General features: G+C 72.3%; 13 protein-coding genes and 1 pseudogene. 4 read left to right on the top strand and 10 right to left on the bottom strand.

The window, feature by feature from the left end:
• Positions 1–12: 12 nt before the first annotated feature.
• Positions 13–1,497, bottom strand: a complete 1,485-nt coding sequence (locus ACH4B3_RS21480) for an ATP-binding protein (protein WP_398464901.1) — start codon at positions 1,495–1,497, stop codon at positions 13–15.
• Between the two features lie 608 nt (positions 1,498–2,105).
• A pseudogene (locus ACH4B3_RS21475) lies at positions 2,106–2,298 on the bottom strand (IS5/IS1182 family transposase); the annotation flags it as partial.
• Positions 2,299–2,443: 145 nt separating this feature from the next.
• On the opposite strand from ACH4B3_RS21475, the gene ACH4B3_RS21470 reads away from it, so the two are divergent.
• Positions 2,444–2,983: a hypothetical protein gene (locus ACH4B3_RS21470; RefSeq protein ID WP_398464899.1), complete on the top strand. Its 540-nt coding sequence runs from the start codon at positions 2,444–2,446 to the stop codon at positions 2,981–2,983.
• Between the two features lie 357 nt (positions 2,984–3,340).
• Positions 3,341–3,739: a hypothetical protein gene (locus ACH4B3_RS21465; RefSeq protein WP_398464897.1), complete on the top strand. Its 399-nt coding sequence runs from the start codon at positions 3,341–3,343 to the stop codon at positions 3,737–3,739.
• Here the strand turns inward: ACH4B3_RS21465 and ACH4B3_RS21460 are convergent.
• Positions 3,736–3,906, bottom strand: coding sequence for a hypothetical protein (locus ACH4B3_RS21460; protein WP_398464896.1), 171 nt, complete (start codon positions 3,904–3,906; stop codon positions 3,736–3,738). The genes ACH4B3_RS21465 and ACH4B3_RS21460 overlap by 4 nt on opposite strands.
• Before the next feature lie 167 nt (positions 3,907–4,073).
• Complete coding sequence (locus ACH4B3_RS21455; protein WP_398464895.1) at positions 4,074–4,298, bottom strand: hypothetical protein; 225 nt, start codon at positions 4,296–4,298, stop codon at positions 4,074–4,076.
• A 285-nt stretch (positions 4,299–4,583) separates the two neighbouring features.
• Between ACH4B3_RS21455 and ACH4B3_RS21450 the strand changes: the two genes are divergently transcribed.
• Positions 4,584–5,303 carry a polysaccharide deacetylase family protein gene (locus ACH4B3_RS21450; protein WP_398464893.1) on the top strand — a complete coding sequence of 240 codons (720 nt, stop codon included), beginning with the start codon at positions 4,584–4,586 and terminating at the stop codon, positions 5,301–5,303.
• Between the two features lie 90 nt (positions 5,304–5,393).
• On the opposite strand, the gene ACH4B3_RS21445 is transcribed toward ACH4B3_RS21450, so the two are convergent.
• From ACH4B3_RS21445 to ACH4B3_RS21425, 5 genes are all read right to left on the bottom strand, one after another.
• Positions 5,394–5,669 (bottom strand): hypothetical protein, encoded by a 276-nt coding sequence (locus tag ACH4B3_RS21445; protein ID WP_398464891.1) that lies wholly within the window; start codon positions 5,667–5,669, stop codon positions 5,394–5,396.
• Between the two features lie 136 nt (positions 5,670–5,805).
• Positions 5,806–6,519 (bottom strand): polysaccharide deacetylase family protein, encoded by a 714-nt coding sequence (locus ACH4B3_RS21440; RefSeq protein WP_398464889.1) that lies wholly within the window; start codon positions 6,517–6,519, stop codon positions 5,806–5,808.
• 209 nt (positions 6,520–6,728) lie between these two features.
• Positions 6,729–7,289: a PadR family transcriptional regulator gene (locus ACH4B3_RS21435; RefSeq protein WP_398464887.1), complete on the bottom strand. Its 561-nt coding sequence runs from the start codon at positions 7,287–7,289 to the stop codon at positions 6,729–6,731.
• Between the two features lie 46 nt (positions 7,290–7,335).
• Positions 7,336–9,357, bottom strand: a complete 2,022-nt coding sequence (locus ACH4B3_RS21430) for an FAD-dependent oxidoreductase (RefSeq protein WP_398464885.1) — start codon at positions 9,355–9,357, stop codon at positions 7,336–7,338.
• A gap of 139 nt (positions 9,358–9,496) precedes the next feature.
• On the bottom strand, positions 9,497–9,787 hold the full coding sequence (locus ACH4B3_RS21425; protein WP_398464883.1) for a hypothetical protein: 291 nt from the start codon (positions 9,785–9,787) through the stop codon (positions 9,497–9,499).
• Positions 9,788–10,026: 239 nt separating this feature from the next.
• On the opposite strand from ACH4B3_RS21425, the gene ACH4B3_RS21420 reads away from it, so the two are divergent.
• A complete protein-coding gene (locus ACH4B3_RS21420; RefSeq protein ID WP_398464881.1) occupies positions 10,027–11,196 on the top strand; it encodes a CapA family protein in 1,170 nt (389 codons plus the stop codon).
• Between the two features lie 33 nt (positions 11,197–11,229).
• On the opposite strand, the gene ACH4B3_RS21415 is transcribed toward ACH4B3_RS21420, so the two are convergent.
• Complete coding sequence (locus tag ACH4B3_RS21415) at positions 11,230–11,742, bottom strand: GNAT family N-acetyltransferase (RefSeq protein WP_398464879.1); 513 nt, start codon at positions 11,740–11,742, stop codon at positions 11,230–11,232.
• Positions 11,743–12,092 lie beyond the last annotated feature (350 nt).

The raw sequence follows: 12,092 nt of genomic DNA, 5'->3' as shown, positions 1-12,092 counted from the left end.
CCCATCCTTGTGTCAGGAGTCGTCGTGGTCCGGGTGACCGGAGCCGTGGGCCGGCGTCCGGCCGGAGGCGTCGCCGGGGAGGAAGGCGGACAGCCACATGCCGGGCGGCGGCTCCCGGTCGGCCACCGGGGCAGGCGCGGGCGGGGCCACGGGAGCCACCGGGGCCGCGGGGGCAGCCGGCCGCCGCCGGCCGGGAGGCGGGGCGGGGAAGCGCCGACGGCGCTGCGGAAGGCCGCCGTCGCCGGGCACCGGGGCCGGGCCCTCGTCGGGCGGCGCCGCGGGCGGGGTGGCCAGCGGGCGCACCCGGAGCTTGGGCGGGGGCAGGGTGGCGGCGCGTGCCACCATCCCGCCGGGGGCCGGGGTCGGCGCGGTGAGGTCCTGGGCGACCACCAGCACCGCGCGGACGCCGCCGTAGGCGGAGCGGCGCAGCGAGACCTTGAAGTCGTAGGCGCCGGCCAGGCGTCCCACCACGGCCAGTCCGAGCCGCGGGGCCTCACCGAGGTCGTCGAGGTCCAGCCCGCCCGAGCCCCGGGCGAGCAGGCGGTCGGTGCGCTTGGCGGCCTCGTCGGTGAGGCCGACCCCGGCGTCCTCGATCTCGATCGCGACGCCGGTCTGCACCTCGGTGGCGGTGAGGTGGACCCGGGTCTGCGGCGGCGAGTAGCGGGTGGCGTTGTCCAGGAGTTCGGCGACGGCGTGGATCACCGGCTCGACCGCGGGCCCCACGATGGCCACGTCGGCCACCGAGTGGAGGTCGACCCGGCGGTAGTCGATGATCCGGGACATGGCACCGCGCAGCACGTTGTAGAGCGGCACCTCCTTCTGCCACTGCCGGCCGGGCCGGGCTCCGCCGAGGACGGCGATGCTGTCCGCCAGCCGTCCGATCAGCGCCGTCCCGTGGTCGATGTGGAGCAGGTCGGTGAAGACGTCGGGGTTGTTGCCGTGCTTGTCCTCCATGTCCCGCAGGTCCATGGCCTGCTGGTGGACCAGGGCCTGCACCCTTCTGGCGATGTTGACGAAGGCGCGCTGGGCGGCGTCCCGCAGGGCCTCCTCGGCCTCCACCGTCCGGACCACCGCGCGCAGCACCTCGTGGTGCGCGGCTTCGAAGTCGGCGTCGAGCCGGATCTCGCACTCCAGGTCCCGCAGCACCTCCTCGGCGAGTTCGCCGCGCTGCAGCCGTTCCACCGCGGTGGGCAGCAGTTCCTTGGCCAGCCGCACCATCTCGGTCTGCTGGTCGGCCAGTCGGTGCCGGAAGGCGGCGTCCTGTTCGGCCCGGCGGGCGCGGAGCGCGGTGATCGTGCGGCCGCGGCGTATCGCCTCCCCGGAGGCGATGGCCACCGCCAGCGTCGCCGCCGCACCGCACCAGGCGACCGGGGCGCGGGCGCCGTCGGGGCTCAGCGCCACGGCCACCGCGACGCACACCGCGACCACGGCGGGCGGCAGCAGCCAGGGGAGGGCAAGGGGCCTGCGGCCTCCGGGGGGCGTACCGACATGAACCATCGACAACCTCAATGCGCGCATGGAAGGTATGGGGGCGGCCCGGGTGCGGGCCGGTACCGGTGGGGCGGTCACGGTGGAGGCGGTGGCCGCCACCGGATCGCGCTCGCCGGCTCATCGCCGCGGTGCTGGCACGACGGTGTTCCGCGCACGGCACCCAGGGCCCCAGGTCGCCCGGGTCCGTGCACGGTCGGCGGCGCGGCACCGGCGAGGACAACTGCCCGTAGTCGGCGCAACGCGCTGCGCAACAGGGAGCATAGCTAGGTCCCTGGCATATTGCGGCTGAAGCGCATATATCACCGGCATGTACTCATGTACGAATTTCACATCGGGTATTTACTACCAGGCCATATGAAACCGTACGGCGCCCGACCAGGGAAAACGACGTCTCGTCGCCACTCGTCACTGCTCGGCCAGGCTCATCCCCATGCGCCCCCCATGTGCCCTCATGTGCCTTAGATGGACCCTGAGGGCGCCCCACTCGAGGAGGTGACGCCCAGGCGTCGACCGAGCCCCGCCGAGCCAGCCGCCTTCGCATGCCTCACGGTTGGTCTTTCCTGATCAACCAGTCCTTGATCGTTCGCGGCGGAGACGTTCTGGTCGCGCGAGCGGCTCATGGTGCGTTCGATGGTCCAGCGGCGTCGGCCCAGTCGCTGGGAGGTCTCGATCCCCTTGCGGGCGATGCGGTGGGTGATGCCGCGCTTGCGTAACCATCGCCGCACGTGGGAGCAGTCATAGCCCTTGTCGGCGTGGAGCTTTCCTGGCTCGTCGCCGGCGTCCACGGCGGGAGCGGATCGGCGGTATGCCCTTGGCGGTGCCCGCCGCCTCGCCTGGGTACGGAGTATCGGCGAAGTTGGGACGTCCAGCACACCTCAGGCGCCGGATCCGGCTCTCGCGCTGGCGGCGGCTTTGCCAGCGAACCCAGCCCATGACCGGGTCCAATGCTGGCATGCTCGAATGGACGAAGGGGGCGGCAGTGTCCGACGAGCAGTTGTCATCACAAGAACGAGTCGATGATGGGATCGGTGCCTACGAAGGCTCTACGGAGTCGGTAGCCAGTGTTGACTTCGTATGGAGCGTTGCGGCGGGGCTGGCAGTGGCTCCTTTTCTGCAAGCGGTCGCCAGCCATTTCGGGAACCGGCTGGCTGAAGGGCTGGATGAGCGCACTCGTGCCGCGGTGCGCCTCTTCCTGCGCCGAAGCGCTGAGGAAGGGGGCGATGATCAGGATGTTTCCGGAACCGATCAGCCGAGGCTTGTCAGCCTCAGCACAGAGTACGGATGGCGGCTGTCCATTCCGGAAGACCTGCCGGCTGAAGGTCTGTTGCATTTGTTTGCCCTCTGTAAGGCTGATCCACCTGTCGATCGCTTCACGGCAGGTTGGGTCTACTGGGAGGGAGAAAGCTGGAGAGGTAAGGCGCTCACCAGTGCAGGAATCGTGCGCTGGGTGTGGGACCCCACTACGCAGGACTGGGTCACCCTCCGAGGATAAGCGCGCCACGGCCGCTTGATCTGCGGTGCAACAGGGGTACGCGGCACTCACTGCCCCCGGTCGGCCCCCCTCTGAACTTTTCGATCTTGCGTTGGCATCGGGTCTCGCGTTCGAGTCCCGGGCCCGCAGCGCCCTTTGGGCGCTGGTTGGGCAGGCCCCCGACGGGGAAGTGTCCGGTGGACAACCGGGGCGGAGTCGGGGGGCGCGGGAGTGCGGGGCAGATCATGGACGGCGTTGGTCGTAGGGGGGACGCTGCTGGCGGCGGCGTGCAGCACCTCGGGGGGCAGCACCGGTGACGGTGGGGGCTCTCTGCGAGACAAGCTCGGGGGGCCTGCGCCGCTCGTTTTCGTTCCTGTCGTGAGCGAAGAGGACGGGGAGTGTCCAAGGGACGCGGATGCCGGGACGACCTTCACGAATCATGATGGCAAATGCATAAGCTTCGCTTCCCCCAAAGTGGGCGTGGTCATCGACGGTCCCGTCCTAGCCGAGGTGCGAAAGCACAGAATGGACAGTGCCCGATGGCTGTCAGTGCTCCCGGAGTCTGAACCAGGCCGCGAGCGACTCAGCAAGTTCTTGCTTGACCTCCGCACCGATGGCTCTCCTGGTGGCGATTTCGTCATCTTCCGAGGCGGGGAGAGAATCTCCCCCGAGTGCTTCCAGGATCGCGGCCGCCGCGAGGATGATGACGGCGCTGCAAGAATGCTGTGCTATCCGGCTAGCGCTGAGGAGATGGTCGACCGCCTCGAATCGCGCTAGTCGGCCATGTATCCGGGTTGCTTGTCGGCGCCGGTGTTGCGGATCTGGCCGGACTTCACGGGCGCGGCGAGTGCCCGGTAGAGGCCGGCGCCGCGACAGGTGACGAACTCGGCGAGCCGGCTGGCGGATGCTCCCGAGTCGGGGAACACGTCCCGCAGGGTCTCCACGATGGTGTTCTGGACGGCTTCGTTCCCTCCGCATGAGCGACCGGCGGTCTTCCGCCCTGCGGGCGCGGCGGACCGGCAGGTCCACGGCGGCCGCGCGCCGTGGCACGGTGTATCCGCGTCGCCGGGGCCCGACCGCGCCCAGGAAGGCAGTGCCCAGGTGATCCCGGTCAGTCCAGGAACCTGACGCTCGCGACAGGGCCGAGGTCTGCGGACTCGCCAGGGCCGAGCGTCTGGATTGAAGCGCCGGAGGCATCGGGCGACGCATAGAGCTCGGCGTCATACCCGGTGTCGTTCCGCATCCGGCCCTGCGCGGCTTCCGTGTTGTACACCTCACCAGGTTGAGCGCTCGCCTGGTGCTCGGCGTAGAGGAAGGCGTCGAGATTCTCAGCCACGGTGGTCCCCTCTCTTGCTTCCGGGCCACCGGACCGGTGGCCGTCCTGCCACCACTCTTGCCGCCGGCCGGGACCGGTGACCCCTCGGACTGCTCCGCCCGGGGGAGGCGGGGTGGTGATCCTGGTCGGTACCGAGGTACGGGCCGGCAACCCCGTGACACCCCCCGCCTCATGATCCAATATGTCCGTTTATCATCTCTTCGGCGGGCGCAACCTGCCCTGAATCCCGACACTCGCCCCGCCCCTCGTGGGCGGGGACTTTTCATGCCCGAACACAGGTGACCCATGAGGCGACCCGCCATCGCCGCCGGTGCCGGAGCCGTCGCGCTCCTGGTCGGTACCAGCGTGGTACTGGCCCCGGCGGCATCCTCGTACCCCTCGACCCACTCCCGGCAACGCTGCGGCAACACCACCGACCAGCGCGTGCTGCTCACCTTCGACGACTGGAACGACGCCGACCCGTACATCGCCACCCGCACCGGGGCCTACCTGGAGGCCCGGAACATCCGCGCCGCCTACTTCCTGAACGGGAAGGACGCGGCCCGCTACCCCGACATCGTGCGCACCCTGCGCGCCCAGGGCCACTACGTCGGCAGCCACGCCACCGGCCACCGGGACCTGACGAAGCTGTCCGACGCCCAGGTGCGCGCCGAGCTGGCCGACGGTCTCGAGACCAACGTGCTGCGGCCGCCGTACGGCTCCTGGGACGACCGGGTCCGCGCCATCGCCGACGCCATGGGCTACCGCATCTGCACCTGGACCGTGTCCACCCATGACTGGGACGAGGTGGACGGAAGCCTCAGGTCCACCGCTTCCATTCGGGGGTACTGGAAGTCGGCACCCCCCGCTGCCAAGGCGGCGGGCAACATCCTCGGGCACCTGTGGACGAACTACCCGGCGGCGGTACCCGGGCTGATACGGGACGTGCATGCGGAAGGCAGGCGGTTCTGCCGCAACCGCGGCCCGGTGCCCGCTGCCTGGCCTGCTGTCCTCGACTGCACCTAGCCCGGGGTTGCGGACCGCGGACTCCCCCGACGGCTCCGGCAGCGCCTCGTCCGCGGGACCGGAGCCGTTCGGTCGTACCGGGGCCCCGTGTCAGCTGACGAAGACGCTCGTGGCGAAGTCGAAGTCACGGCTTTCCCCCGGGGTGAGCACGCCCAGCAGTTCGCCCACACAGCCCTGCGAGTCGTAGACGAAGGCGAGTTGGTCGGTGTTGTTCTGGACCCTCGACACCGCGCCGTCGAAGCAGCCGCTGGGGTTCTGGTGTGACAGCACCAGGGTTCCGGTGGCGGCCACCGCCGTGAGGGGCGATGCCAGAGCCACCGTCGCGGCGGCGAACACCGGCACCACAAACGCTCGGACACGACGCATCGCACGCCTCCAGGGTCGCCCGGGAACGGAGACGCCTCCGGTCTCCCGGTCCTATTACCGCAGACCGTCGCCGCTTCGGGGCGCACGCCGCGCCCGGGTGTCCCGGGAGCGCACCGGGTGGCCGAACGCCGGGCGGTCAGGTGCAGGCGGGCCCGGCGGGCCAGTTCGCCGGCACCGCGCCGCGGTTGCGGCAGAACAGCCGGCCCTCGGCGTGTACGTCCGCGATCAGGCCGGTCACCGCGGACGGGTAGTTGGTCCACAGGTGGCCCAGGATGTTGCCGGCCTTCTTGGACGCGGCGGGTGCGCTCTTCCACATCGCGCGGATCGACGCCGCCGACCGCCGGCCGTCCGGGCCGCTGCCCTTGTCCCAGTCCCGGGTGCTCACCGACCAGGTGCACAGGCGGTACCCCATGCCGGCGGCGAGGGACCGGACCCGGTCGTCCCACGCGCCGTGCGGCGGACGCAGCACGTTGGACCTGACGCCCCCGGAGATCTCGGCGCGCACCTGGGCGTCCGTCAGCTTCGTCAGGTCCTTGTGGGTGCTGCCGTGGTTGCCCACGTAGTGCCCCTGGGCGCGCAGCTTCGCGGGGACGTCCGGGTGCCCGCGGACGTCGGCGCCGTTGAGGAAGAAGGCGGCCCTGATGTTGCGGGACTTCAGGTAGTCGCCGGTCCTGGTGGCGAGGCCGGGGTCGGCCGGGTTCCAGTCGTCGAAGGTGAGCAGCACACGCGTGCTGGTGGTGTTGCCGCAGCGCTGCCGGGACGAGCTCGAGGGGTAGGCCGCGGCCGGCGGCACGGTGCGGGCGAGCACCAGCACCGCCACGGCACCGGTCACCAGCAGGGGGTACTTCACCGGCTCTCCTCTCCCGGCAGGCCCGACGGCGCGTGGTACCCGACATCATCGCCCGGCGCCGCGCGTCCGCCCGTAGCGACACGTGGCCGGCGGGGTGCCCGGTCGTCACCGGTCGGGCGGCGGCGCGACGGCTGCACGGCGGGAGGCCGGCCCCGGGGCGGGCCCGGGCCGGGGCCGGGAGCCCGCCTTCGGCGGGCGGTCCGCGGTGGTCAGTCCTCGGTGCGGTCCTGCCGGGCGGCGATCTCGCCGACCTCGTCGAGCGCCTCGGTGAGCCACTGGACGGTGAGCGCCTCGATGCCGATGCCGGCCCGCAGCACCAGGTGGCGCAGCCGGTCCTCGTCGGTGTCGCGCTCCGGGCCGAAGCCGCGCCGTTCGATGTCCTGGTACAGCTCCAGCTGCCGCTGGTGCAGCGCCAGGTGGCGGCGCATCTCGGCGGCCAGGCCCGCGGTGCCCACCACGGCCGCCGCCCGGGTGCGGAGCAGCAGCGGGTCCCGGATCGGCCGGGGGTCCTGGCTGCCCGCCGTCCAGGCGGCCAGTTCCCGGCGGCCCGCGGGCAGCACCTCGTACTCCTTCTTCTGCCCGCGGGCCGGCTGCGCGGTGGGCAGTGCCCGGATCAGGCCGGACTCCTCCAGCTTGGCCAGCTCCCGGTAGATCTGCTGGTGCGTCGCGGGCCAGAAGTAGCCGATCGACTTGTCGAACCTGCGGGTCAGCTCCAGCCCTGACGACGGTTTTTCGAGCAGTGCGGTGAGGATGGCGTGCGGGAGGGACATGCCCGCATCCTAGGGAGCCGCGGCGGGGCGGTCGCGGGCGGTGCGGTCACAGGGCGGCGGCCAGTTCGGTGCCCTGCCGGATGGCCCGCTTCGCGTCGAGTTCCGCCGCCACGTCGGCGCCGCCGATGAGGTGTGCGTCGCGGCCCGCCGCGCGCAGCTCCTCGTACAGGTCGCGGCGGGGTTCCTGCCCGGTGCACAGCACCACGGTGTCCACCGGCAGGACCGAGGAGACGCCGTCGACGGTGAGGTGGAGCCCGGCGTCGTCGATCCGGTCGTAGCGCACGCCGGCCACCATGGTGACGCCGCGGTGCCGCAGCTCGGTGCGGTGGATCCAGCCGGTGGTCCGGCCGAGTCCGGCGCCGACCTTGCTGGTCTTGCGCTGGAGCAGGTGCACGGTGCGGGGCGATCGCGGGCGGCGGGGTTCGCCGAGGCCGCCGGGGGCGCGGTAGGCGGTGTCCACGCCCCACTGGCCGAGGAACACCTCGGCGTCCTGGCCGGCGCCGCTGCCGCTGTCGGTCAGGTACTCGGCGACGTCGAAGCCGATGCCGCCGGCGCCGACGACCGCGACCCGGTCGCCCACCGGCGCGCCGTCCCGCAGCACGTCGAGGTAGCTGAGCACGCTGGGGTGGTCGACGCCGGGGATCGGCGGGGTCCTGGGGGTGACCCCGGTGGCCAGCACGATCTCGTCGTAGCGCCCGTCGGCGAGCCCGGCCGCGGTGACCGGGGTGTTCAGCCGGACGTCGACGCCGTGCTCGTCGAGCCGGCTGCGGAAGTACCGCAGGGTTTCGGCGAACTCCTCCTTGCCGGGTATCCGGCGGGCGATGTCGAGCTGTCCGCCGATCCGGTCCGCGGCGTCGAAGAGGGTCACCGTGTGCCCGCGCTCGGCCGCCGAGACGGCGCAGGCGAGCCCGGCCGGTCCGGCTCCGACGACGGCGACGCGCTTGGCGGCGCGGGTGGGGCCGAGGACGAGTTCGGTCTCGTGGCAGGCCCGCGGGTTGACCAGGCAGGAGGTGATCTGTCCGCTGAAGGTGTGGTCCAGGCACGCCTGGTTGCAGCCGATGCAGGTGTTGATGGCGTCGGCGCGGCCCGCCCGGGCCTTGGCGACGAAGTCGGCGTCGGCCAGCATCGGCCGCGCCATGGAGACCATGTCCGCGTGTCCCGAGGCGAGCAGCTGCTCGGCGAGCTCGGGGGTGTTGATGCGGTTGCTGGTGACCAGCGGGATGGTGACCGCTCCCATCACCTTCCTGGTCACCCAGGTGTAGGCGCCGCGCGGCACCGAGGTGGCGATGGTGGGGATGCGGGCCTCGTGCCAGCCGATCCCGGTGTTGATGATGGTGGCACCGGCCGCCTCGATCTCCTTGGCCAGGGTGATCACCTCCGCCAGCGAGGACCCGCCGGGGACCAGGTCGAGCATGGAGAGCCGGTAGATCAGGATGAAGTCGGGTCCGACCCGTTCCCGGGTGCGCCGCACGATCTCCACCGGGAAGCGGATGCGGTTCTCGTACGAGCCGCCCCAGCGGTCGGTGCGCCGGTTGGTCTGGGTCGCGATGAACTCGTTGATCAGGTAGCCCTCGGAGCCCATGATCTCGACCCCGTCGTAACCGGCCGACCTGGCCAGCTCGGCCGCGCGGACGAAGTCCTCGATGGTCGCCTCCACCTCGTCGTCGGTGAGGGCGTGCGGCAGGTGGGGGCTGATGGGTGCCTGGAGGGCGCTGGGCGCCACCAGGTCCCGGTGGTAGGCGTAGCGGCCGAAGTGGAGGATCTGCATGGCGATCCGGCCGCCCTCCCGGTGGACCGCCTCGGTGACCTCGGCATGCTGCGCGGCCTCGGCCTCGGTGGTCAGTTTGGCGCCGAGTTCCCAGGGCCGTCCGGCCTCGTTGGGGGCGATGCCGCCGGTGACGATGAGGCCCACACCGCCGCGGGCGCGGGCGGCGTAGAACTCGGCCATCCGCTCGAACCCGCGCTCGGCCTCCTCCAGCCCGATGTGCATCGACCCCATGAGGACCCGGTTGGGGAGCGTGGTGAATCCCAGGTCGAGCGGGCTCATCAGGTGCGGGTACGGACTCATGGTCACGCCTCCTCGTGCGCTGTCACTGCGCACGGTTGTATCCCACACCCAGCCCCTTATGCAACAAGTTGCAAAACCGAGGGCGGCGAGCGGCGCGGCGCGACCGGACCGGCGGAGCGCGGAACCCCCGGGGCGCGCCTCACACCGCGGCGCGTTCCGCCATCGGGATCTCGGTGGAGTCCAGCTCCAGCGCACACCGGAGGACCCCGGAACCCAGCCGGGGCCGGTGCACGAACACCCGGAACGAGCGGGGCGGGTCCTCGGGCAGCTCCGCCTCCAGCGCGACGGTCCCCCGGCCGCGGGTGCGCTCCAGGCAGACCTCCTTGCCGTCCACCAGCACCTCGATCTCGGCGGTCCGGCCACCGCCGCGGACCGTGACGGTGATCGAGTGACCGTGCTGATCGGCGTGGAAGTGGCGGCTGGGGCCCATGGCGCACCTCCTCGGCACCGCTCTACGCCCAGGGTAGGCCGGACCGCCGGGACTCGCCCGCCGCGCGGCCCGCGGCGCCCGCTCGCGCCCGGCCGGACGCCGCCCGGGCACCCCCTCCCCCGGCCCCGGCCGGGCTGCGCCGATCCGGTGAAGGTCGGGCCCGCCCCGCGGAGACACCCCGCCGCACGCACATAAATACGACTATCCACTCATTTCACCTACGGATATGGCGAAAACTCATGTCTCCTCACGCACACCGGCGGGCGGCGTTCACCGCCGCCGCGCTGCTCGCCCTGGTCACCGGCTGCGGCAGCGGCATATCCGACAAGCCCCGGGACCGGGACGGATCCACCACCCCCGCCGCCCGGGCGTCGGCCCCCGCGCGCGCCCCGTTCACCCTGCTGGCCACCGGGGACCTGCTGATCCACGCCTCGGTGATACGCCAGGCGCGTGCCGACGCCGGCGGCGACGGCTACGACTTCGGCCCCATGCTGGACGCGGACCGGGACCTGGTCTCGTCCGCCGACGTGGCGATATGCCACATGGAGACGGTCTACGGGCCCGACGGAGGTCCGTTCACCGGATACCCCACCTTCAAGAGCCCCCCGCAGATCGCCCGGGCGGCGCGGGACATCGGCTACGACTCGTGCTCCACCGCCTCCAACCACACCCTGGACGCCGGGACCGAAGGGGTGGACCGCACCCTCGGCGCCATGGACCGCGCCGGGCTGCGGCACACCGGGTCCGCGCGCTCCGCCGCCGAGAGCCGTGAGCGCACGCTCCTCACCGCCGGCGGCGCCAAGGTCGCGCAGCTCGCCTACACCTACGGGACCAACGGCATACCGGTACCCGAGGGGAAGCCCTGGATGGTCAACCTCATCGACCCGGAGCGGATCGTCGCGGACGCCCGGGCCGCCCGCCGCGCCGGGGCCGACGTGGTCGTGGTGAGCCTGCACTGGGGCACCGAATGGCAGGAGGCCCCGGACGAGCTGCAGCGCACGGTCGCCCGGGAGATCACCGCTTCCACCACCGGCGGACGGCGCGACATCGACCTCGTCATCGGCACCCACGCACACGTCCCGCAGGCGTACGAGAAGGTCAACGGCGTCTGGGTGGTCTACGGCATGGGAGACCAGCTGGCCGGAGTGATGACCGATCCGCGCGGCCAGCTCAGCTCGGCCGCCCGCTTCACCTTCGCCCCGCCCGGCCGGCCGGGCGGGTCCTGGACGGTGTCGAAGGCGGAGTTCATACCGCACCTGGTCGACAACGACCCGATCCGGGTGGTGAACCTGCCCCGGGCGCTGCGGAAGGAGCCCGCGAACCCCCGCTACACCAGGGCACTGGCCGCCATCCGGGAGACGGTCCTGGAGCGGGGCGCCGGCCGGGACGGGCTCACCATGGGACGGTGACGGACCGCGGCGGCCGCCGGCGCGGGGCGCGGCTCAGACGTCGCCGGCGATGGGCAGCACCATCATCCGCGTCACCGCGCCGTCGTCGCCGACCACGTCGCGCAGGTGCCGGAAGCCCAGCCGGCGGCACAGGGCCAGGCTGGCGGTGTTCCCCGCGCCGACCATGCCGTAGACCTCGGTCAGCCCCAGGGTGTCCGAGGCGTACCGCAGCAGGCCGTGGGCCACTTCGGTGCCCAGCCCCCGGCCCCAGTACGCCGGGGCGAGCGCGGTGACCAGCTCATGGCCGTCGACGTTGCCGGTCTTCTTCACCTCCGCGTGGCCGACGTACGTCCCGTCGCACCACACGCCCCACACGTCGAACAGCCGCTTGGGGTACACGTCGGTGAGGATGGCCCGGAAGAGTTCGCGCAGGTCGGGCTCGGGGACCTGGTCCTGCCCCATCCAGCGGCAGACCTCCTCGTCCCGGAGCAGCGCGACGAAGGCGTCCTCGTCCTCGGCCCGGTAGGGGACGAACTCCAGTCGGTCGGTGCGCAGGGTGGGCACCATGGCGGCTCCTCGTGGTCTCGCGGTGCGGATCGGGACGGCTGAGTCGCGGTGGGGCGCGGCGCAACGCTGCGATGGGGAGTGCTCGGGCGGAACAAGCGGGGGCGGGCCCGGAGGCGGGGGACGGACGGGCACGGGCGGCACGGGGACAGGCGGGAACAGGAACAGACGGGCACGGGTACGGACGGGCACGGGAGCCGGCGGAAACCGGGCGGGGCGGGTGGGCGGCGGTGTCCGGACGCCGGGGTTCCGGCGGCCGGGCACCCCCCCCCCCCCCCAAGACCCCGCCGGATGACACACCCCACCCCCGGCGGCCGGGCCCCAGTCCGTGCACACCCCCCCCACCCACGCGG

The organism is Streptomyces sp. NPDC018031, assembly GCF_044327625.1.
Lineage (GTDB): Bacteria > Actinomycetota > Actinomycetes > Streptomycetales > Streptomycetaceae > Streptomyces.
Note: the sequence above shows the minus strand (reverse complement) of the source record. Positions and strands in the feature narration are given on the sequence as shown.